19 protein-coding genes are annotated in these 22,687 nt (G+C 44.6%); 11 read left to right on the forward strand and 8 right to left on the reverse strand.

Annotated features, from left to right (window positions below; translation table 11 throughout):
• Positions 1-40 precede the first annotated feature (40 nt).
• Positions 41-784, forward strand: a complete 744-nt coding sequence (locus tag LN737_RS22940) for a shikimate dehydrogenase (protein ID WP_405512292.1) — start codon at positions 41-43, stop codon at positions 782-784.
• A 23-nt stretch (positions 785-807) separates the two neighbouring features.
• Here the strand turns inward: LN737_RS22940 and LN737_RS22945 are convergent, their stop codons facing one another.
• From LN737_RS22945 to LN737_RS22955, 3 genes are all read right to left on the reverse strand, one after another.
• A complete protein-coding gene (locus tag LN737_RS22945) occupies positions 808-1,581 on the reverse strand; it encodes a glycoside hydrolase family 25 protein (RefSeq protein ID WP_405512294.1) in 774 nt (257 codons plus the stop codon).
• Between the two features lie 111 nt (positions 1,582-1,692).
• Entirely contained in the window at positions 1,693-1,938 is a 246-nt protein-coding gene (locus LN737_RS22950; RefSeq protein WP_405512296.1) for a hypothetical protein, read from the reverse strand.
• Between the two features lie 147 nt (positions 1,939-2,085).
• A complete protein-coding gene (locus LN737_RS22955; RefSeq protein ID WP_405512298.1) occupies positions 2,086-2,721 on the reverse strand; it encodes a peroxiredoxin in 636 nt (211 codons plus the stop codon).
• A 385-nt stretch (positions 2,722-3,106) separates the two neighbouring features.
• Between LN737_RS22955 and LN737_RS22960 the strand changes: the two genes are divergently transcribed.
• Complete coding sequence (locus LN737_RS22960; RefSeq protein WP_405512300.1) at positions 3,107-5,641, forward strand: sorbosone dehydrogenase family protein; 2,535 nt, start codon at positions 3,107-3,109, stop codon at positions 5,639-5,641.
• 69 nt (positions 5,642-5,710) lie between these two features.
• Here the strand turns inward: LN737_RS22960 and LN737_RS22965 are convergent, their stop codons facing one another.
• A complete protein-coding gene (locus LN737_RS22965; protein WP_405512302.1) occupies positions 5,711-7,990 on the reverse strand; it encodes an FdhF/YdeP family oxidoreductase in 2,280 nt (759 codons plus the stop codon).
• A gap of 85 nt (positions 7,991-8,075) precedes the next feature.
• Positions 8,076-8,978, reverse strand: coding sequence for an App1 family protein (locus LN737_RS22970; RefSeq protein ID WP_405512304.1), 903 nt, complete (start codon positions 8,976-8,978; stop codon positions 8,076-8,078).
• A gap of 225 nt (positions 8,979-9,203) precedes the next feature.
• Between LN737_RS22970 and LN737_RS22975 the strand changes: the two genes are divergently transcribed.
• Entirely contained in the window at positions 9,204-10,073 is an 870-nt protein-coding gene (locus tag LN737_RS22975; RefSeq protein ID WP_405512306.1) for a diacylglycerol kinase family protein, read from the forward strand.
• Positions 10,074-10,121: 48 nt separating this feature from the next.
• Here LN737_RS22975 and fdhD read toward each other — a convergent pair whose 3' ends face one another.
• The 3 genes from fdhD to pyrR all read right to left on the reverse strand — a co-directional run bounded on the left by fdhD (position 10,122) and on the right by pyrR (position 14,409).
• The gene (fdhD, locus tag LN737_RS22980) at positions 10,122-10,961 is read right to left on the reverse strand and encodes a formate dehydrogenase accessory sulfurtransferase FdhD (protein WP_405512308.1); all 840 of its coding nucleotides are present in this window, start codon (positions 10,959-10,961) and stop codon (positions 10,122-10,124) included.
• Between the two features lie 104 nt (positions 10,962-11,065).
• On the reverse strand, positions 11,066-13,597 hold the full coding sequence (locus LN737_RS22985) for a DUF5686 and carboxypeptidase-like regulatory domain-containing protein (protein WP_405512310.1): 2,532 nt from the start codon (positions 13,595-13,597) through the stop codon (positions 11,066-11,068).
• 272 nt (positions 13,598-13,869) lie between these two features.
• Entirely contained in the window at positions 13,870-14,409 is a 540-nt protein-coding gene (pyrR, locus tag LN737_RS22990; RefSeq protein WP_405512312.1) for a bifunctional pyr operon transcriptional regulator/uracil phosphoribosyltransferase PyrR, read from the reverse strand.
• Between the two features lie 193 nt (positions 14,410-14,602).
• Between pyrR and LN737_RS22995 the strand changes: the two genes are divergently transcribed.
• The 8 genes from LN737_RS22995 to LN737_RS23030 all read left to right on the forward strand — a co-directional run bounded on the left by LN737_RS22995 (position 14,603) and on the right by LN737_RS23030 (position 22,655).
• On the forward strand, positions 14,603-16,465 hold the full coding sequence (locus LN737_RS22995) for a gliding motility-associated C-terminal domain-containing protein (protein WP_405512314.1): 1,863 nt from the start codon (positions 14,603-14,605) through the stop codon (positions 16,463-16,465).
• Positions 16,466-16,470: 5 nt separating this feature from the next.
• Complete coding sequence (pth, locus tag LN737_RS23000) at positions 16,471-17,031, forward strand: aminoacyl-tRNA hydrolase (RefSeq protein ID WP_405512316.1); 561 nt, start codon at positions 16,471-16,473, stop codon at positions 17,029-17,031.
• Between the two features lie 240 nt (positions 17,032-17,271).
• A complete protein-coding gene (locus LN737_RS23005; protein ID WP_405512318.1) occupies positions 17,272-17,712 on the forward strand; it encodes a hypothetical protein in 441 nt (146 codons plus the stop codon).
• Positions 17,713-17,867: 155 nt separating this feature from the next.
• Positions 17,868-18,146: a DNA polymerase beta superfamily protein gene (locus LN737_RS23010; protein ID WP_405512320.1), complete on the forward strand. Its 279-nt coding sequence runs from the start codon at positions 17,868-17,870 to the stop codon at positions 18,144-18,146.
• 7 nt (positions 18,147-18,153) lie between these two features.
• Positions 18,154-18,381 carry a hypothetical protein gene (locus LN737_RS23015; RefSeq protein ID WP_405512322.1) on the forward strand — a complete coding sequence of 76 codons (228 nt, stop codon included), beginning with the start codon at positions 18,154-18,156 and terminating at the stop codon, positions 18,379-18,381.
• A 25-nt stretch (positions 18,382-18,406) separates the two neighbouring features.
• Positions 18,407-18,937, forward strand: coding sequence for a hypothetical protein (locus LN737_RS23020; RefSeq protein WP_405512324.1), 531 nt, complete (start codon positions 18,407-18,409; stop codon positions 18,935-18,937).
• A 263-nt stretch (positions 18,938-19,200) separates the two neighbouring features.
• Entirely contained in the window at positions 19,201-20,319 is a 1,119-nt protein-coding gene (locus LN737_RS23025; RefSeq protein ID WP_405512326.1) for an acyltransferase, read from the forward strand.
• Positions 20,320-21,125: 806 nt separating this feature from the next.
• Positions 21,126-22,655 (forward strand): hypothetical protein, encoded by a 1,530-nt coding sequence (locus tag LN737_RS23030; protein WP_405512328.1) that lies wholly within the window; start codon positions 21,126-21,128, stop codon positions 22,653-22,655.
• Positions 22,656-22,687 lie beyond the last annotated feature (32 nt).

Raw genomic sequence — 22,687 nt, forward strand, 5'->3', positions numbered from 1 at the left:
CAGATCGAGCTTCCCGTTTTCATTCAGTTCTAAACCAGATATGACTCGTTACGGCCTGATTGGTTATCCACTAACTCACTCGTTTTCGCAGCGTTACTTTACCGAAAAATTCATACGGGAAAATATTGCCGATTGTCGCTACGATCTATTTGAACTACCCGACATTCATGAATTACCAAACTTATTTAACCTGCCTGGACTACGAGGTTTGAACGTTACCATTCCCCATAAACAAGCTGTTCTGCCTTACTTAACCCGTCTGGATACGTCAGCCGAAAAAATTGGTGCAGTCAATGTTATAAAGTTTGAAGCCGACGGTTCCCGAACAGGTTATAATTCTGATTATTACGGATTTCGTCAATCGCTAGCCGACTGGCTTGTCGCGCTTGGTCGAACAGCAGAAGGTTTACAGGCACTGGTACTGGGTACAGGAGGAGCTTCGAAAGCCGTTACGGTAGCCCTCACAGATACGGGCATTACGTACAAATATGTATCACGAACAAAAACTGAATCTACATTCGCCTACGAGGATTTACAAGATGTGATTATTGATTATCAGTTGATCATTAACTGTTCGCCAATTGGTACGTATCCACATACCGATGCTGCTCCAGCTATTCCGTACCCTTTGCTAACAGACAAGCATTTGCTCTACGATCTGGTTTATAATCCTGCTGAAACTAAATTCATGCAACTAGGTCACGAACGCGGGGCGTCTACGCAGAATGGGTTACGTATGCTGGAATTACAGGCCGATAAAGCTTGGGACATCTGGCAGCAGTAAATTTCTTTTCGTCCTACGTGAGGCTACAGGCAGATGTCGTGAAGTCTATCTTCGCTCATCACAAAAACGTTAAAGTCGACCTGGCCGCGGATACCCTGCACCCAACCCGCCTGATTGTGTTGCCATAAATATAATTTATCCGGGTTATAACGACGCAGGTGTTTCGTGGAGTAATCAGCAATCCAGAGCGGATAGTCATCCAGGTTACCTTTAATGTACTGCCGGTAGAGATTTCCGTTTGTGTAAATAATTGGCTGAATCTGATAGTGCTCCTCAACCGTTTTCAGCCATAACTTTAGCCCATTAACGATCGTCTCATCTGACTGGCCATTTGTCACTTCAAAATCAACAACTGGGGCAAAATCTCCTGGGTTTAATTGAACGTGCCGGATAAAATTAGTAGCCTGTTTAATGGGATCGCGGGTAGGGTGATAAAAATGGTAAGCACCCCGGCGTAGATTCGATTTTTTGGCTTCCCGCCAATTTTTATCAAAATGTTTGTCAGCAAGCGTAGCACCTTCAGTTGCTTTAATAAATACAAACTGTAACCGAACGCCTTCGGCTTCCATACGGCGGACTTTATCCCAGTTAATACGGTCGTTATGCCGGGATACGTCGATGCCATGAATAGTATAGTGCATAGGTAACCGAATACCAAATGCCTGCACAAAGCGCCAGTTCAGCTCATCAGGGCGACGTGACCGAAAAATCCAGAAACCGATGATCAGGACTAACAATGCCACAATCCATATACCGTATCGCCGGAAAATGAATTTTGACAGAACGCGAAATTTCATGCAGGAAAAAATTACCGGCCGAAATTACAGCTTTAGATTTGAATTTGATGAGCGTTAAAAAGCCCTTCGCATTGGCGAAGGGCTTTTTAACGCCAAAAATAGTAGCTATCATCAATCGTGGCCTTCTAATTTAACCAGTTTATTATACAGGCCCAGAAGCAGAAATGGAGCGGCCCATTGACCTACAAAAAGACTTCTGTTTCGATCACCCGTTGACTGCAGATACAACGAAACTGCCATAGATCCTAAGGATGCCCAGAGGAATATATCGGACGGCAATTTTGCTGTTTGTTCTTCAATAGCCGTAGCAACTGGCCCTTCAGTATGCTCAGGATTAGTGTCTTTGTTCTTTGCCATAACGCTCAATTTGTTTAAATTATAACGAAGCGTTAACTCAGTGAGTAACTGTAAAGTTTTAAAGAAGGTAACAGACTCATTTGTATTCCCTTATCAACTTTCTTACCTCACCATCCTTACTGCTGGCTCAAACGCAACCAACGCCCTTTATTTGTTTGGTTGCGGAGTTGTACGCAGGTAAGGTTTTACAAAGGTTACACCTTTCGGATATTTCGCTTCCAACTGATCATTCGTAACAGCAGGAGTTACAATTACATCCTGTCCTTCTTCCCAATCAGCGGGAGTGGCTACCTGGTAATTTGCGGTTAGTTGCAGCGAATCAATTACCCGCAACAGTTCATTAAAATTACGTCCTGTCGAAGCAGGGTATGTAAGTGTCAGCTTAATTTTTTTATCAGGCCCAATCACAAACACCGACCGTACTGTTGTTTTTTCACTCGCATTCGGGTGAATCATGTCATACAATTCAGCGATTTTGCGATCAGGATCAGCAATTAACGGGAAGTTCACTTCTGCTCCCGTTACGTCCTTAATATCGGGCGTCCATCGGTTGTGCGAGTCCAGGTCATCCACAGACACCGCAATAACTTTTACGTCACGTTTAGCAAATTCATCCTTCAAAAGGGCAGTTTTGCCCAACTCCGTAGTGCAGACAGGGGTGAAGTCGGCAGGGTGAGAGAATAACATTCCCCATGAGTTACCAAGCCATTCATGAAAATGGATATGGCCCTGGGTTGTGTCGGCTTCAAAATCGGGAGCAATATCTCCTAAGCGTAGTGACATGGTCAAGTTGTTTTAGTTTATAAAATCTATCTAATAAATATAGTTTTACCGGAACCGGTTTCACTATCTTTCAGATGCAAACCTAAAAAACAGCCCCTGAGTTCGCAACTTTCAATGCAAGTTTAGCAGCGATAGGCACCGACAACTAGGTAAATAGACTAACTCTCTATGCCAACGTATACACAGTCATTGTAGCGATCAGTTCGCTCATCAAAAAGTTCTTCGAATACTTATCCAGTATTCTATCCCTAATTATATTCCTAAAAAAGGTATCCTACAATTCCTTGGAACAAACTTTTTAGACATTATAATCACAGTGGTTGATAACTAAAAATGCATTAAAAAGTGGTTACGGCTTTTTATATATTAAAAACATAACATATTATTGCGTTCCGAGGTGTTGCCAACATGTAAAGATTGGACACATCGCATCTCATTAAAACTTAAGGTTAATTATTTCGCTTTAAATCTATTTGACATTACCAAATCCAACTTTATGAAACATTTTCTTTTCCTGAGGGGACACTTCAATAAGTTCCCAAGTGCAAGTATGGCGTATAACCGGTCATCTCGTCTGCTAATTAGCCTCGCTTTACTCGTATTTATTACGCACCAAGCTAATGCGCAATTTGAAACTTATATATCAGGTTTTAGTCAAGTGCAGGTAGTTAATGGACTCAGTAATCCAACTAGTATAGCATTTGCACCAGATGGACGGATTTTTGTGACAGAACAGAGTGGAAAACTACGCGTTATTAAAAATGGAAGTTTATTACTTACGCCTTTTGTACAATTAAACAATGTGTATTCTTCGGGGGAAGCAGGTCTCACGGGAGTAGCATTAGATCCTAATTTTGCTGTTAATGGATATGTGTATTTATACTATACAGTTCCAAGTTCACCGTATAATAATCGAATTAGTAGGTTTACTGCTAATGGTGACGTCTCAATAGCTGGAAGCGAGACGCTTGTTTTAAATTTAGACCCTTTAAGCTTCGCAGAACAGCATAATAGTGGAGCTATGAATTTTGGCTCAGATGGTAAGCTTTATATTGCCGTCGGCGACAGTCATAATTCTGTAAATTCACAAAACCTCGACTCATACTTAGGGAAAATTTTGCGTGTGAACTCAGATGGCAGCGTTCCAGTAGGAAACCCATTTACAACAGGTTCAGAACAACGGAAACGTATTTGGGCATATGGGCTACGAAACCCATTTACATTTGATATTCAACCGGGTACTGGTCGTATCTTCGTTAATGATGTTGGGGAAGTGACCTGGGAGGAGATAAATGATGCTACTGCTAGTGGACAAAATTTTGGCTGGCCCTTAGCCGAAGGAGTCAGTACGAACGTGGCTTATACAAATCCGGTGTTAGCTTACCCACACAATACTAATTTTCCAGATTGGGGATGCGCTATCACAGGGGGAGCATTTTTCAATCCGGCTACAACAACCTATCCTGCCAGTTTCAATGGCAAGTATTTCTACCAAGATTACTGTACCAGTGCCATCAATGTTTTAGATTTTTCTACCAGTACACCTACCCACTCAGCTTTTGGCTGGTTTCTGCCAGGACAACCAGTTGGTCTGAAAGTCGGCATCGATGGAAACGTATATTTTTTGAGCCGAAGCAACAGTGCGCTCTATAAAATAATCTACACCACCAACACAGCTCCTCAAATTGTCACCCATCCAGCGAATGTAACGGTAGCACAGGGGCAGCCCGCTGGGTTTTCAGTAACGGCCACAGGAACAGCTCCCCTTTCGTATCAGTGGCAAAAAAATGGAAGTAACATTACTGGAGCTACCTCTGCCAGCTATACAATTGCCAGCACGGCTGCTGCCGATGCAGGCCAGTATCGGGTAACTGTTAGTAATTCAGTAAGTAGTGTAACCAGCAATATCGCTTCGCTTTCGGTTATAGCACCGAATCAGTCGCCAACCCCCACCATTCTTAGCCCGGCTAACCACACTCTTTACAAGGCAGGTGATGTGATCAGTTTTTCCGGATCAGCTACCGACCCCGAAGACGGTACGTTGCCCGCTAGTGCTTTTGCCTGGACCGTTGAGTTTCACCATAATACGCATTATCACCCCGGCCCATCCATTCCCGCTGGCGTCACCAGCGGCCAGTTCACGATTGCCAATCAGGGGGAAGTGTCGGCCAATGTCTTTTACCGACTTATACTGACCGTAACCGATTCGAAAGGGGCTACGGGTACAACCTATATTGATATTGACCCACGAGTGGTTACGATTAATCTAGCGACCAATCCGACCGGACTGACGCTCAATTTAGATGGACAACCTGTTACCACACCTCACGCTCAACAATTTGTCTCTGGACTGATGGTTGGGCTAACCGCTCCAACTTCTCAAACAGTGTCGAATAAAACTTATCTTTTTGACAGTTGGGATCAAGGAATTGGCGCAGGAGGCACCATTACCATTCCAGACGTAAATACTACATATACAGCAACTTACAATTTACCCGTTGATCTGACGCCTATTGTCCATGCCCAGCCCTCTATTCTCTATGGCACGGGCAATTTTAGCGTTGTAGTCGATGTTTTCGAGCTAAAATCAGTAGCAACCAATCACTTAATTACCGTCAAAGTTGCCAAATCTGTGCAAGCACCGCTCAGCTTTCCGGCAACCGCTACGTCGGTAGGTGGCCGACCGGTGCAGAACAGTAACTGGATTTTTGACAATAGCTCCGATGAGGATTATTACATACTGACAAAGCAATCAATGTCTGCCGGCAGCGTAGCATCGTTTGGGTTGAATGGAACACTTATTCCAGGTCCTACCTCAGGCACCCTTGTTGTTACAGCTGTTGTCAACGCAAGTTCTAACAGCGAGGTAGTGATATTCAATAATACGGATGCTGATAAGATAGAATACTTCCAGCAATAATCCCTTGTGTGCTTTAGCTGAACCCTCATACATTTCGTCGACGAAATGTATGAGGGTTCAGCTTTTTTCTTAATCATTCGCGGAGGTGACCGTAATGACAATTGATTTTGATGTAGGCGTGTGACTCTTTTCAGCAACTGAATCAATTGGTACTAATACGTTTGTTTCTGGAAAGTAAGCAGCTGCGCAACCAGCAGGAATGTTGTAGGGGACAATTATAAATCTATGGGCTGTCCGTTGCTGACCGTCGTAATGGCTATGTAAATCAACCACCTGCTTTGCCGCTAAACCAAGATTTGAAATATCATTGGCATTCATGAAAAGCACGCGCCGTTCATTGTAAATACCCCGGTAACGGTCGTCTTGGCCATAGATAGTTGTATTGAACTGATCATGACTTCGGATAGTCATTAAAAGCAGTTCGCCGGGCTCTAAATTGTGCTGTGTAGGTGTATTAATGGTAAAATGCGCTTTACCGTCGGTCGTTTTAAACTCACGAACACGAGGGCCATTCGGTATATAGAAACCACCTGCCTTCCGTACTTTTTCGTTGTAATGTTCGAAGCCCGGCACAACCTGTTCAATCAGATCGCGAATACGGTCATAATTAGCCACCAGCGAATCCCAGTTAACGTAAGGGCGGCCGTATTGATCGACTTTAGTAGCCTCACTGTTGTCAGCTGTTTTTGAGGAGAGGACGCGTTTCGCCAATTCGCAAATAATGGCAACCTCACTCTTGAGCGTTGATACGACCGGGTTTACTACGCCATGCGACTGGGCCACTACCCCTGTCGTGCTTTCGCAACTGACAAATTGTTCGCCACTTGCCTGTATGTCCCGATCAGTACGTCCTAAGCAAGGCAAAATCAGGGCGGTTTTACCATGAATTAAATGGCTACGGTTCAGTTTGGTTGATACGTGTACTGTCAGGTTGCACTTTCTCAACGCTTCGGCCGTGTAATTTGTATCCGATACAGCCATTGCGAAATTGCCCCCCAAGCCGAAAAATACGCTTGCCTTACCTTCATGCATTGCTTTCACGGACGCTACCGTATCGTACCCGGACTTTCGGGGCGGTTCAAAATTGAACACCTGCTTGAGGGCATCTAAAAACTCGGGCTTGGGTTTTTCCCAGATGCCCATTGTACGATCACCCTGCACATTACTGTGCCCACGAATGGGACTAGCCCCTCCCCCTTCAATTCCGATACTTCCCTTTAGTAACAGCAGGTTTATGACTTCATTTATGGTGTGAATGGCATTCTGGTGCTGAGTCAGGCCCATAGCCCAGCAGATAATCAACTTGGGCGTATATTTAAACAGGTCAACGGCTTTCCGAATCTGCTTTACCGTCAGTCCGCATTGAGCGGCTAAATCATTCAGTTCAAACTGGTTCAGGCTTTTGGCAAACGCTTCATAGCCCGATGTATATTGCTCAATAAAATTCTTATCCAGCACCTTACCGGGCTGCCCCTCCGCAGCGGCTTTCGCTTCTTCCTCCAGCAGAATTTTGCACATGGCTTTTATCAGTGCCAGATCGGAGTTGATACGTACCTGTAGAAATACGTCGGTCATTTTTTCAGCGCCAAGTAACATATCACGCGGGCTTTGCGGGTCTCGGAAAGCGAGGAGACCGGCCTCCTGAAGCGGATTGACGGCGACAATTTTGGCCCCGTTACGTTTGGCCGTTTCGAGCGGGGTCAACATACGGGGCGCATTTGTGCCCGGATTTTGACCCATAATCATGATCACATCGGCTTTCTCATAATCTTCATACCTTACCGATGCTTTGCCTAAGCCAATCGAATCGGCCAGGGCTACACTTGTCGATTCGTGACACATGTTCGAACAATCAGGCATATTATTCGTACCGAACATCCGCACAAACAATTGATACACGAATGCTGCTTCGTTGCTGGTTCGCCCGGATGTGTAAAAGATCGCTTCGTCGGGAGAGTCGAGTGACCGAAGCTGATCGGCAATAAGTTGTAAGGCGTCAGACCAGTCAATGGGTTCGTAGTGAGTGGCACCCGGACGTAACACCATAGGCTGCGTTAGTCGCCCTTGCTGACCAAGCCACAAATCCGATTTTTGCAGTAGTTCATCGACTGAGTAACGCTGAAACAGCACAGGCGATGCTGTATGTTTGGTCATCACTTCATCGGCCACCGCCTTCGCTCCGCTTTCGCAGTATTCAGCTATGCGTGAGCGATTTCCATCGGGGTCGGGCCACGCACAGGACGGACAATCGAATCCGTCTTTCTGGTTCATGTTGATGAGCGCCTTCCAGCCCCGCCCTACCCCCGTTCCATTCAATACATGCTTGAAGGATTGGATAACGGCTGGCAAACCAGCGGCTTCTTCATACGGTTTTTCAACATCTAGTTCACCGGTAAGCTCTTCGGGGGCGTGTTTATTTTCATTAGTAGTTGTGTCAATTTGTTGACTGATGCCCGGAAGCCGTTAAGCCAATTTCTATCGAATGTTGCCGGGCATCGGCACTATGCGCAAAATAGCAACAGGGTACACCAACTGCTTCAATCCGTTTTAAAATATCACGAGTTTTGGGCTGATTCTTCCCATGAACCTGACGAATGTATACGCAACGAATCTGACGCGGAAAATGCTCGACAAGCGACGCGTAAATCGTTGGGTCTTCCTGCGTATCATCACCAAGGAGGACAAACGGCTGATTCGGGTAAGTTTCCAGTATACGTACTGCCCGCATAAATTTTGTCATGTGTTTACCCTGACCTGTTTTGAGCACTTCGTTCAGTTGCTTCAGGGGGCTCAACAGATAAACTCCCTCCGGCAAGTCGTTCTTTTTTGAAAACTCCAGAATGTAGTCATACAGGTTCCACTCACTGCTCGATACGTAGAAAAACGGATTTAACGTACTCGGATCATGAGTGGCCTGAGCCAATAACTGATAATGGGCCACAACGCCTTCAAATGGTTTCCGGGTATGCGCGTTTTTCGTCAGCAGCACCTTCAACCGTTTTGTTAACGTAGCCGAATGAGAGATCAGAAACGTATCGTCAATGTCGGAAATACAGGCAAATGGCGTTGGATGCGGCACCAGAACCCGCCCTTCTCCGTGAATCACTACCCTTTCCTTGAGCGACAATTCGGCCCTTACGGTATGCCATCCAGCGTCAAGAGGTTTCTCGGTTGGCACCTCCACCCGAAAGTAGCCAGCGGCATCTGTTTTTGTTTCAGCAGATTGCCCGTTCACGAAAATCCGAACAGTTGCCTGTGGATATGGTTTAACTAAAAATAAACGTAGCAGACCAAATAAATTTAGCCAAATCGTACTGCGGTATTTTTGCCTGGGCATAGCGCTCCGGCAAAAAACACTTCCATGTATAATAAGGTGATTTTCGTTTCCAAAACTCCGGTACACTTTCACTGTAGGCTGCTCAGTTAACCGGAGCCATGTTAAGAAACGATGTTTCACCTTACCTGTTAGGCTAGTATTTTGTTTATGAATAAACGGGGCCTCTAAAGTTTCCATAACGTTCTGTCAGCGCACATCTTTTATAACTTATAATTTACACAGAAGTTGGTTTTTTTATTCGCAATTAATCCCGTTTCGGGTGGTCAGGACAAAACTATCTGGGAAGATGGTATTCAGTCTTACTTCGAAAATTCACCACATACCATTCATCAATTTTATCTCAACGGTAAAACGGATGGCGAAATCATAAAAGAACAGCTTCAGTTGCATAAGCCCGACCGTGTAGTAGCTGTCGGGGGCGATGGCACCCTTAAACTCGTTGCCGAACATCTGGTAGACAAACCCATTGCGCTCGGATTGTTGCCTGTTGGTTCAGCCAATGGTATGGCCCGCGAGCTTGGTATCCCAACTGGTATTCAGGAAAGTCTGGACGTACTGGTGAATGGCGCCCAGAAAGCGGTGGACGTAATCTCGGTTGATGATGGCGATATTTGTTTACACCTAAGCGATATTGGGTTGAATGCTCAGGTAGTAAAATATTACGAAACCAACAATCTTCGCGGTAAGTTTGGCTACCTGCGAAGTGTCGTCAACGTACTCCGAAAACGTCGATTGCTTCGGCTGTCAATAACAGTTGGTGACGAATGCATAAACCGAGTCGCTTTTATGGTGGTGCTGGCAAACGCCCGAATGTACGGCACCGGTGCCATCATAAATCCTGACGGCGATTTATCGGATGGGCAATTTGAGGTTGTTGTTTTTCGGAGACTGTCGTTTTTGGAAATCATTAAGCTTTTCTGGCGATTCCGCCCTTTCGATCCGAAAAACATTGAGATCTATCCCGCTACGTCGGTAGCAATAGAAACCCACCGACGAGCTTATTTCCAGGTGGATGGTGAATACAAAGGCAGAATCACTACGCTCAAGGCTCAAATTCGACCCGGCGCACTCACTATGCTTGTACCCGCTACGTAACAGAATTTGGCCGAACGATAGACGAGTAAACGTAATTTGGCAAGGAAGCTACCCTTGTCCTTTTATTCGCTCAGGAGCACTATACACGTTGAACCGTTCATTACGGACAAAACCGGCTATCGTCATCTGAGCTTCCTGAGCCATCTGTACTGCCAGGCTTGAAGGTGCACCCACAGCCGCGATCAAGGGGATGCCCGCCCGCCAGCTTTTTTGTACCAGTTCAACACCAATACGTCCGCTCAAAAAAACGCCATACTGATACAGGGGCAACCAGTTTTGCCAGAAAGCCGCACCAATAAGCTTATCCAGCGCGTTATGTCGGCCAATGTCTTCCCGAATGATCAGTAATTTACCCGCACTATCAAACAAGGCCGCAGCGTGCAGGCCGCCCGTATAGGCAAAGATTCGCTGCGTTTCGCGGACACGCTCGGGTAGGGCATGTAATATCGGCGGTTCAACCGAAAGGGTAGACTGAATTGGCCCATTGGTGGTAGTCATTACCGCGTCGATAGTCGTTTTACCACAGAGTCCACAACTCGACGATGTGAACGTATTACGTTCCAGACGCGACCAATCGACAACTACATCGGGATGAAGCTCAACCCGGATGACATTACCTTCTTTTTGCGAATCCTGTACACAATGACGACACGAAAGCACATCAGTCCGCTGCTGAATAATGCCTTCCGTAAAGAGAAAGCCTATTGCAAGTTCTTCGTCATGACCGGGTGTTCGCATCGCAACAGATACCCCCCGCTGCTGGCGATCGTGGGTAGGTCCAAACCCTAACCGAATTTCCAATGGCTCTTCAACGGCCAGCAAATCGGGGGCTTCGGTCTGACTTTCACCAGAAATTTTCTGAATTGTAACAGGCGCGACGAGTGGCATAAAGACTACAGTTTAGTCATCAACACGTAGCCAAAGCAGAAAGTTATGCTACACGTCAAATGCCTTAAAGTCGGCATCTCGACTAGTCAGTCCATAATGGTTTATTAGAAACTAATTGATGCAGACGCTTTCAACGCAAACGATTTAATCGGGATACCGTTCGGTCCGTCGTTGAGGTAATTTAGTCGATGAATCGCCTGAATCCGGATCAGTTTGAAAATATTGTCGATTCCATACCCCAGTTCCATATACGGAACCTTAGGGTCCAGCGTACCAAAATGAATAGTCCTCATGCCGTTTGGCATAGGTTTCTGAGAATCGAGGGCCTGATTTTCTTTCGACTGAGTTCCCCAAAGGGCATCGACATTGGCAATTAATCGCCAGTTTAGCTTGCGGATGCCAGGGATACGATTGAACAAAAGCCCTTCAAACCGGTGCTGTACGTGTATGGCCATGAATTTGTCGCTCACAAACTCATAAAACTGCATTCGGTTAAATGTATTCGTCGTAAGCAGAGGTGTAGGGTTGCCAATATGCGGAAAGAGCAATGGGGCTGGTAAGGTTGACGGAGTATATCCGGCCGAAAGCAGATACGTAGTACGTCCTAAGGGACCAAGCCTGAACGTTTGTTGCGCCCGCACCGTAATACGCTGGTAATTATAATCACCACCTAGTGATTTCGAACCACGTGTGTACTTGATGGTCAGGATAGGAGCGCGTTTCGTGCCAAGCGTAATTCGTTCGTTACCATCCATAATGTATTTTTCCTTCCGGGCCAGCCGGGCTTCCACCGACCAGTAGGCATCATAAATATCGGAGCGCAATGGCGATTGATCGCCTAATTCAGGTTCTGCCCGGTAATGAAAGGGAAATAGTGGGTCGAATGTTCGACTGCCAAGCATGGCTGTGATCAGTACCCCTTTAAACGGCTCTGTCTTAAAAAAAGCTTCTTTCTGATGGCTCTGATAAGCGCCCCGGTAACGACCGAAACGGCTTAGTGCGTAAAACATCCGATTACCACCTATCAATTCGGGGGTCAACCCCAGCCGCTCCAGGTCGTTAGCCATTCGAACCCCCGCTACGGTCCAATGCTGACGTGAGAACAGATAATCGATTTCGGCCCCATACTTGAATTTACTATCCAACGTCCCGTAAGCCACATAGCCACGCAACACCCAGTTCCGACTGAACTGTTCATTCGTCCGGAAACCGATACGGGTCCGTAAGCCTTCGATGCTGTTCACCGCAAACAAATATGGATACGGTCCCAGATCGACACCTCCGATTTTGTAAAAGCCGGTCACAGCCACCTGCCCCACAGCTTCGGCCATTTTTACGGCAGGTACCGCTCGTAACTTATCGATGATCTGACGCGTCTTCTGATCATCTTTACTTAAGGAGTCGGCCCCAGCCAGATTCCGCTGAACCGACTGCCAGTACGCATCATTGGTCGTAGCTACCGTATCGCTTGGCTCGATAGGCTGTTCATAAAAGGCAGTTGAACGCGGCCGGTTCACGATGATGTTGCTGTTACGTAACGTCACCTGAGCCCGCATCCCGAGCGATTGTTTGCCAACCCCTGTCAGGTTTGCAACGAGCTTGATGCTAACGGGTAACCACCCGGCTGTAGAAGATGAACCCGACGCTGAATCTACCGTAGTTTCCAGTTCCTGTTCAATGGTAAGTCCACGAACGTAGTTCAGGTTGGCACCGTCGCCAATGCGGGTTTCAATCTGGCAAAGCGCAAACGTAGTGGTGTCAATCCAGGCTTTTCCTATGAAGGCCAGATCTTCTTTACGTTTGGGATCAAAATGGATTTCATAACAGACATGATCGCCAAGCTGTGTGGTGTCGGCCAGGAAAAATTCGTACCAGTTCCGCCAGTTGTCGCCTACGGGCGAGGCAAAATCTTTTCCCAGAATCGGGATGTAGTTATCGTAAAAATTCTGGCTGACCAGATTGGTTCCGCCCAGGAGTTGCGAACTTAATCCGGCATCATCCACAGCTACCCCCTTGATCCTTGTTTTCCGAATATCCTCCCGTTTCCGCTCAGGGCTGGTTCTGAAATAAAAACGCGATACCGACTCCGAAGCCAGCAGTGGCAGCAATCGATGCCCTTCATCGTCCGTAATCGAGTCATGTTTACTCATGGCCTCGTTGATCTTTCTAATAAGCGGATTTTTGCGCATCCGATCCGTTACGTGACTAAGCGCAATTTCGGTTTTTACATAGCTATCGTATTCATAAGCCAGCAGGCGCCTGCGGTCGTTGATCGATCTGTTTTTTCGAAGCTGACGTAACACGCGCCAGGCCGGGTTTTCGCCGGCTCTGACCGTAACCTCCTGTAAGGCCGTTCCTGCTGACTCCAACTTGAAATCGACTGACTGAGTAAGGCGTTCCGGATTAATAGCCCGACGAAGCGTTTTGTAGCCAAGTGAACTAACGGCTACTGAATCCGATAATATTTTGGCGATCAGTGAGTAGCGACCCTGCTCATCAGTAACCACACCAACCCGACGGCCAACCAGCGCAACACTCGCAAATGGAATAGGCTCTCCTGTGTTCGCATCCGTTACCAGGCCTGTAACTTTATAAACGGTCTGAGCCTGAGCAGTCGATGTAACTCCGACAAGCAACAACCATAAAATCGTTAAAAAAGAATGTGGATGTAACTGAGTCTTCAACTGTTGTGTAGTCTTGTTGTTCTTTTTGTTACGGCGAATTTACTCTAACTACAACTGCTTATAAATGCATCTACTGGCTCAAACGCCACATTAAGGCCATCAACTGTTAAAACTTCAGCACAAACCGTTAGCTTGTCGTTTATCAGGAACAAGCTTCAAAATTAATTATTTATTGAGTATTTTCCATTAAGAAAATATATAGCTATTTCTACTTATTCTTGGAATTAACCAACAATCCATATTCGGTCGGCATCGGCTCCCTGTTCAGTCCACTCAACCAGTACCTGCTGCGATTCAAGCGTATTTACGCGCATACCTGTATAATCAGATTTTATGGGTAGATCCCGGTTGTAACGTCGGTCAATAAGAACCAGTAATTCAACTTTGCGTGGTCGTCCAAAAGCCGTCATAGCGTCGAGGGCGGCACGTACCATGCGGCCCGTTGCCAGTACATCGTCAATCAGAATAACACGCTTATTTTCAATGATAAACGGTACGTTGGTTGTATTGGGACGTAGTGGTGTATCGCGCCGACGAAAATCGTCCCTATAGAATGTAGCATCCAGATAGCCCAGCGGTACGTTGTAGCCCAGCGTTTGGTTTAGCTGGCGTCCGACGCGCTCAGCAAAATAAATTCCCCTCGGCTGCATACCCAGAATAACAGTATCCGTGAAATCCTGGTAATTTTCGATTAATTGCTGCGTCAATCGGCTAATGACAATTTCGAGCAATGGGCTGGACAGGATTAGGCGTTGTTGGTTCATACAATAAAAATAGTCTATGGTGTAAAGGTAAAAACAAGTGTGCAAAGGCGTAAGCCTAATAAGCCTGGGAAAACAAACAAATTGGTACGTTGTAGTTCATTTTTTCGGGGCGGCTTATGAGTTTTCGCCGTATAAACGATCAGCTCGCTATATTACATGATTGAATGAACGCAGTTTGTAAAACGCTTTCGGTATGCTGCTGAGATCGCTATTAGGACTTCTATTCGTGTTTTGGCTCGGTGTTATGGCTGGCCAGGCTCAGGACATAAGCGGGTTCTGGCTGGGAGTAACATACCCGGCTAATCCGAATCAGGCGGTCTATAACTATACGATGACGCTCACACAGACTGGCACTACGCTGGGCGGTACGACCCAAACGTCGAACCCGAATGTACCGTTTGGTGGGATGGCTTACGTAGCGGGGCAGGTTTCTTCAGCACAGGTTACGTTTAGCGAAATGGATCAGAACGGTAGCACCGCCGTTAAGGACATCTGTTTCTGGCGGGGCACCATGACGTACAATGCTACCAACGAGAGTCTGATCGGTACCTATGAGAATATTACAAACGGCAGTACGTGTACCAAAGAGGGAAATGGCAAAGTCGAACTCTACCGAATCGTTCTTAAATCCGGGACCAAATTTTGCAAAGATAGCCCGGTCAACCTAGTGGTTACGGGTAAAAATATTCGGTGGTATTCGTCAGCCTCCCGCACGAATGTGCTTGCAGCGGGCAATACGTATAGCCCTAAAATTAGCCAGACAACCACGTTTTATATTACGCAAACGCTCTACCAGACCGAAAGCCCGGCGGTTCCGGTTACGGTCGAAATTACGGAGCCCGTTTTTAACGCAATTCCTCTGAATACAACCTGTAGTCAGACGGACGGGGCTATCCAAGTTACCGCAGTCGATACAGTTGGGTGGCGGTATAGCATAAACGGTGGCGCTTTTCAGACAAACCCCCTGTTTACCAGCCTAAAACCTGCTTCTTATACCGTAGTGGCTCAGGATGCGGCTGGCTGCCAGGCTGCGAAGGTAGTTACGCTCACTGCCGACTCAAGTCCCACCATCAGTCAATTAACCAGTACGCCCCCTAAATGCGAACCAGCGAATGGCAGTGTCAACGTAGTAGCAGCGGGTGGAAAAGCGCCCCTCACCTATTCAATCGATTATGGACAAACATTTCAGTCCAGCCCGATTTTTAATCAGTTATCGGGCGGAACCTATACCTTTCGGGTACGCGATGCCAACGGCTGTGAGGTGAACAAAGCACTGAGCTTACCGGCTTATAAACCGATTATTATTCAAAGCACAACGGGCCTTCCTACCACCTGCGGTCAGGCGGATGGTCAGGTAGCCATGACAATCTCAGGCGGTATTGCACCAGTTCAGTATAGCCTGGACAAGCAAACCTTCCAGTCGGACAATACGTTTGCCAACCTGAAATCCGGCGAGTATATACTGACAGCAAAAGATAATGAAGGCTGTATGGTTAGTCAGTCCATCGAAGTGGCTGCCAGCACAGGCCCTCAACTGGCAGATGTACATACCATTATGGAGGGGTGTAACCTGAAGAACGGGGCTATTCTGATAACCGCTAAAAATTCATCAGACTTACTGACTTATTCGCTCGACGATCAGACATATCAACAGGCCGCCACCTTTTCGGCGTTAAAAGGAGGGAATTATACCCTTACGACCAAAGACGCGAATGGCTGCAAGCTTAGCCTGAACGTACTGGTTCCGGTCGACTGTGCCAATCAGATTCAATTGCCGTCTGCTTTCTCGCCTAATGCCGACCAGATAAACGATGCGCTTACGGTTCATTTCGCCTTGTCCTCGCTAACTATTTTGCGGTTCACAGTGTACGATCGATGGGGAGCAGTCCTGTATAATCGTGTTAATTTTGAACTCGCCAACGGCGAACCGATCTGGGATGGCCAGCTTAACGGACAAGCCGCACCAACGGGCATGTATATGTACCGCCTGGATTGCCAGTTTCCCGATGGCACGCAAACTACGTATCGTGAATCGGTGGCTTTATTAAATAAATAGACTACATGAAATTTTTGATTGTTGGGCTTGGCAACATTGGCCCAGAATATGCTTTGACTCGGCATAATGCCGGTTTTATGGTCCTCGACCGAATGGCGGCACAGCACGGCTTTACGTTTTCGATGACCCGCCTGGCTTATACCGCCAAGTGGCAGTACAAAGGCAAGCAGTTGTTTTTTGTAAAGCCTACTACCTATATGAACCTCAGCGGCAAGGCTGTGCAGTATTACATGAAGCAGGAAAATATTCCGCTTGAGAATGTTCTCATTGTGACCGACGATAAAGATTTACCGTTTGGCAAATTACGGTTGAAGCCAAAAGGATCGCCGGGCGGTCATAACGGATTACGAAATATTGATGAACTGTTGACTTCACAGGAATATGCCCGGTTGCGCGTTGGAATCGGCAATAATTTCTCGAAAGGCCGACAGATTGATTTTGTGCTGGGGCAGTTTCCGGAAGACGAAATGATCCAATTACCCGACTATTTGGACCGCGCAGGCGATGCAGTGCTGGCGTTTTGTACTATGGGCATACAAAATGCTATGAACAATTACAACCAATGATATAACTTTTTAAAGAAGTTTTCATTATCCAAGAACGATATTTTATTCATATTAGAAAGGTGCAATTTAGAATAATATTCTTCTTGGTAGATAAATAACAGTTATACACGCGCAAAATTCTGCAAAAACCATAAATTCTTCGGAATAATATTTTGAGCCGATACTAGGTACGCTTTGTATTTTAGAACTTTCTATAGACCTTTGTGCGTTACCAAGTTGAAACAAAAATAGAACAAAACAATGAAAACGCGCGTTATCTTTGCGTCGGTAATTCTTGGATTAGGATTAGCGACAACCCAGGCAACCGCGGCTACCACCACCAACACTGATGATAGCCCGGCAACTACCAAGCCGGCAAATGCTATGCTTGTTAATGGTTCACAAAAGCAGTTTGCTTCGTATGCTGAACAAAACATTATCAAGTTTACGCACACTACCAATTGGCAAAACTTTATGAGCGTTGTCTCGTTGTATAACCAAAGTCCTTCTGCTGTGCTGACAATCAGCCCTGCGGATCGTGCGAAATTCAACGAAGCTACCACACAAGTAATTAATACACTGGCTAAGCAAAAAAATGCAGAAGCCATTCGCTGGACCAACCAGGCCGGTTACACAGCTCGAATGATCAATTTCCTTTGGAATGCAGATCAATCACTCAGCCAAGCCGCTGGCGTTCAATAAATTCCGAATTCAACCGGAATTTGGAACAGAAAAGAGTAAAAGTTAGTTTTTCATGTAGAAAAGGTTAAGGGTTTAGGAATAGTCAGTATAGGGTTCTCTGCAACGTTCAGGGAACCTTATCTTTTTTATAGGGTATTTGGTTATTTTACAGTCCCATGACTATTCAGGAACTCCGGACCAATCACCTCATTTTATTTGAATGCATCAGCGGTAGTCGCGCTTACGGCACCGATTTGCCCACCTCCGATACGGACATTCGGGGCGTGTTTGTCCTCCCGCAGGCAGAGCTATACGGCCTGCATTACGTAGCGCAGGTTAACGACGACAAAAACGACGTGATTTTCTACGAACTAGGCCGGTTTGTCGAGTTTCTTTCTAAAAACAACCCTAATATTCTCGAGTTACTCTGCGCCCGCCGATTGCATTCTGTATAAACATCCGGTGCTCGACAGACTTCAGGCACGTAATTTTCTGTCGAAACTATGCCGGGATACGTTTGCAGGCTATGCCATCAGTCAGATCAAAAAAGCACGGGGGCTGAACAAGAAAATTCTGAATCCGCTTCCTAAGGAGCGCAAATCGTTGCTTAATTTCTGTTACGTACTTCCTGGCCTGGGCAGTGCTTTTACTGGTTCGCAGCCTTTATTAGAATTGGCTCAACGCACATAAATCGCAGCAGGATCAATGCGGGCTGGTGAGCATTGCCCATGCTCGGGATGTATACGCGCTCTTCTACGACGAAACAGGAACGCTTGGTTTTCAGGGTATACTTTCAGGAGAAGAATCCAATGAGGTGTCGCTCAGCAGCATTCCGAAACAACATCCACTACGTGCTTATCTGTACGTAAATCATGATGGCTACTCCAGCTGTTGCAAAGATTATCGTGAATACTGGGACTGGGTAGAGAAACGTAACAACGACCGCTTTCAGAACACACTTGACCACGGCAAAAACTACGATGCCAAGAATATGATGCATACATTTCGATTACTCGATATGGCCGTAGAAATTCTGGAGCAAGGTGAAGTACTGGTACGGCGCCCAAATCGAGCCGAATTACTTCAGATTCGGGCAGGCGCGTTTGAATACGACGAGCTGATAAAACAGGCTGAAGCAAAAGTGAATCAGGTTGACAAGGCAGCTGCTCAAAGTTCCTTGCCCGACCAACCCGATTTAGACCATATAAACCAGATTCTGGTTGAGTTACGAACAGCATTATATTAGCACAGTCAGAGCAATTCTGAAAGCATAATTCTACTTGCTCTTACAAGAGCAAGCGGCCAAGTACGTAATTGGCTCTGATTATATATCTTTGATAAAATCACAATAAATCCTGTAGGTCACAAACAATAAAAACAAGAGATTTCGTTATACTTTTCTAAATATGGTAACATTGAAGAATGCATATCTGCTAATCAAACTTCAATAAATAGTTATAAACATATCGTTAAATCTAATTATTCATTTATAGGCATAAAAATATCTACATGGGATATATTAAGCAATTTGACGCTGTCAGAGCCGTTGCAGTCATTTTTGTTATCATTAGCCATTGGTACAAGCATATTCCTTTTATTGATAATCTTAGTTTAGGAAGTATAGGCGTTAATACATTTTTTGTGTTAAGCGGCTTTCTAATAACGAGTATATTACTGAAACAAAAAATAAATTCTGAGAAAACAAATTGGTCGAACGTTAGTATTCTTAAAAACTTCTATATAAGGCGTTCGCTCAGAATCTTCCCAATTTACTACTTATTAATTTTTACATTATTCCTTATAGGCAATAAGCTGGGAGCTGATATTGGTGAAGCATTCTTTTATCTATTGACTTATACAACTAATATTTATTTTTATAATAAACAGGCTGCAGAAACTATAATTTATCATCTATGGTCTTTGGCCGTTGAAGAACAGTTTTATTTATTCTGGCCCTGGATACTTTTATTTATCAATAATAAATATTTACCAGCTGTAATTATTTGCTTGATATTAATAAGTATAATAAGCCTGCCTATTATGTCTACAGAAGCAGATAATTTCAGTGACACCCTCCTTTTCACCTGCTTTGATTGTTTTGGAGCGGGTGCTTTATTAGCTTACATTCGTATAATTAAACCCCAATACCTTCGTACATTTTACAAGTGGCTATTATGGGCTGCAATAAGTAGTTTTGTACTTTTAGCTTTATATATACTACAAATCGGCTCATTACTATCAGCCAGAACCTTGCATGCTATTATTGCGCTATGGGTGATTACGTATATATATATAAATGCCGATAAAGATGAAGTCAATTTTAAATTCATACTGCATAACGTTACGTTTCAGTTCCTGGGAAAAATTAGTTACGGATTATATCTCTATCACCTTGCTATTCCGTATATTACAAATGCGAAATTTATTCGGTCACATCTTTATTCTCACCTGCCTGATTCTATAAAAAACTACGAATATCTATTAATAGAATTCGAAAATATAGTCTTGCTTCTGACTGTATCCTATTTATCTTTTGTTTTTATTGAATCGCCTTTTTTACGCTTAAAAAAATACGCTGAATTCAAATCGTCTAAGGCATCAGACGCATATTTAATTAATATACAATAATGTAATTGAAAGCTGGATAATCTGTACACATTCAATTAAAAATGTACATATGCAACTTAATACATATAAAATTTATTAAACTATTCGCCGGAATATATACAATGTAATACCATCTATTATATTTTTTTTATTTATTTTTCTAACAGACACCACATTGAATCTCCTTAAAATATCACTAAATAATCCAATATGAATGCATAAGTTAATCTAATTTCATAACCTCTCTTTTGATAAGTTGATAAAGCTAATGTTTAAACTCTTCTGTTTAACAGCTATATCCATGTAACAATAATTCAATCTATACCGTAAAATTAATTTATAAGTGATAAATGCGAAGCTATAGTGACTTTCTCCTTAACCTTGAGTCAGTGGCAGTATAGTCTTTTTTCTAGATGGCTATTTGTTAAATGGATTTAGGTATTTAATTATTCACTGCTTACCTTGTAGTGTGTAAACGATTTGCGGTAACTCTTTGATAACAGATTGTTTATAGATTTTTTCTCAATTTGTTACTGTAATAAAAATATAGATAACTCAGCTTTTCATTTTATAATAATAAAGTAGAAATTTCATTATTCTTATAACCAGTACTTATAATCCACATGTTACAGGAAACCGTACAAAGACTGAAACCCGTCGCAGGGGAAGATATTAGAAAAAAAAGTTTAGTAAACTGGGAATACCTGATACCAATCCTTATTTCAGCATCATTAATCATTTGCTGTATTCTGATTTCCCCCAAGAAGTACTTCTGGAATGATGAGCTTTATTCCTATTTCTTTCTCGCTGATGATTCATTTGCGAGCATGTGGAAATCATTCAATGATAAAATCAATAATACTCCACCTCTTTATTTCGTCCTTGGCTGGTGGTGGGCCCAACTGTTTACCGCTTCTGAGTTGTCGTTACGTTTGTTTTCCTCAATAGGACTGGCATTATCCAGCCTCATAATATGGCGAACGTTACGTCGGACTTATTCTTTTTGGGGAACTTCGCTCGCCGTAATCATCCCATTCTGCGGCTCTCCCTTGGTGTACTATCAGAATTCTGAGGCCCGGATGTACGGCCTGTATTTGATTGTGACCGCTCTGGGTCTGGTGCTGTATGACAACATCAATAAAAAAGAAAAGCCGGGGTATGATCTGCTGATTGCAAATGTCCTGGTTCATGCTGCGTTCATTCAGACTCACCTGCATGGTGTGTTTTTCAGTGGTGCGATTCTGGTGTCGTTTATGGCGAGAGACTGGTACTTCAAACAGTATCGGCCGATGGTATATCTGTCAATTGTTGTCGGATGGCTTTCCTTTTTACTGTATCTGCCTACGTTTCTTGTTCAGGCCGATGCCGGAAATCCACGTACCTGGATTTACCTGCCTACCCTGCGCGACCTGGTCGATACGCTTACGCTATTCGAATACAGCTCCAGACAGTGGTTAATACCTTTCCCATTTGCTTATAAAACCTGGGGGAAACTGGCGGCATTTGTAACTGCAACGGGTTTGTCCGTCTGGTTTTTCACGGCTACGTTGAAGAAAGTCACACGCTCGTCCTGGAAATCGCCGGCTAAATATTTAAAGGAGGAAAGTAGTGTTTCTCTGTTAATACTGGCCTACGCATTTCTGGCAGTTCCCGTATTTGTCTGGTGCATCTCTTACATCATAAAACCAGTATTTATGGATCGGTATCTGATGCCGGTTATCCTAAGCTGGACAATTATGCTGGCCCAATTGTTCTCTCAGTTTATTGAACTTAGCAAAAAATGGGAACATAGTAATGCCCAACGGCAGTGGCAAACCTGGCTACCAACCCTCCGTACTACTGGACTCATTGTATTGGCTGCTGGTTTTTTAGCAATTCCAGTTGTTAGAGGTAAATTCAGATGGCAGGAGGGCAGACCTGGGAGTAACGATAATAAGTTCGGATACGAATCGTTGCCGATAGTTATTAACTACTCCAATGAATTTCTGAAGCTCTTACAGTATTCTCCACAAAGAGATAGGTATCGGTTTGTTCAGCACTGGCCCAGTGCGGTTGATACAACAAGCGGTTTGTTCCCTCCCCAGGAATACAAACATCTGGAAGCACTGAAGCGTCGTTTGCCACATCACTTCAAAAACCAGATTATACAGAGTAACGAATTCCTGAAGACGACGAAACGCTTTCTGGTTTTTAATAAAACAGATTATGCCAAAACGGCTACGACAAAACCGACAATAGAAAATGCACAGCGCCCTCAGTGGTTTAACAAGGTTATAAAAAATAACCCGAATTATAAGGTCACTAAGTTAGGGTCACTGAATAGTTATTGGTATGTACACTTAGTTGAGGCCAAGTAAGTTCTTCTTCAAACCTGGAATTATTTTACACC

The organism is Spirosoma sp. KNUC1025, assembly GCF_045160025.1.
Lineage (GTDB): Bacteria > Bacteroidota > Bacteroidia > Cytophagales > Spirosomataceae > Spirosoma.

Excerpts from the sequence above, each read along its gene's own strand:
- LN737_RS22940 (WP_405512292.1), top strand. The coding sequence starts at position 41 with ATGACTCGTTACGGCCTGATTGGTTATCCACTAACTCACTCGTTTTCG.
- LN737_RS22945 (WP_405512294.1), bottom strand. The coding sequence starts at position 1,581 with ATGAAATTTCGCGTTCTGTCAAAATTCATTTTCCGGCGATACGGTATA.
- LN737_RS22950 (WP_405512296.1), bottom strand. The coding sequence starts at position 1,938 with ATGGCAAAGAACAAAGACACTAATCCTGAGCATACTGAAGGGCCAGTT.
- LN737_RS22955 (WP_405512298.1), bottom strand. The coding sequence starts at position 2,721 with ATGTCACTACGCTTAGGAGATATTGCTCCCGATTTTGAAGCCGACACA.
- LN737_RS22970 (WP_405512304.1), bottom strand. The coding sequence starts at position 8,978 with ATGCCCAGGCAAAAATACCGCAGTACGATTTGGCTAAATTTATTTGGT.
- fdhD (WP_405512308.1), bottom strand. The coding sequence starts at position 10,961 with ATGCCACTCGTCGCGCCTGTTACAATTCAGAAAATTTCTGGTGAAAGT.
- pyrR (WP_405512312.1), bottom strand. The coding sequence starts at position 14,409 with ATGAACCAACAACGCCTAATCCTGTCCAGCCCATTGCTCGAAATTGTC.
- LN737_RS22995 (WP_405512314.1), top strand. The coding sequence starts at position 14,603 with ATGCTGCTGAGATCGCTATTAGGACTTCTATTCGTGTTTTGGCTCGGT.
- pth (WP_405512316.1), top strand. The coding sequence starts at position 16,471 with ATGAAATTTTTGATTGTTGGGCTTGGCAACATTGGCCCAGAATATGCT.
- LN737_RS23005 (WP_405512318.1), top strand. The coding sequence starts at position 17,272 with ATGAAAACGCGCGTTATCTTTGCGTCGGTAATTCTTGGATTAGGATTA.
- LN737_RS23010 (WP_405512320.1), top strand. The coding sequence starts at position 17,868 with ATGACTATTCAGGAACTCCGGACCAATCACCTCATTTTATTTGAATGC.
- LN737_RS23025 (WP_405512326.1), top strand. The coding sequence starts at position 19,201 with ATGGGATATATTAAGCAATTTGACGCTGTCAGAGCCGTTGCAGTCATT.
- LN737_RS23030 (WP_405512328.1), top strand. The coding sequence starts at position 21,126 with ATGTGGAAATCATTCAATGATAAAATCAATAATACTCCACCTCTTTAT.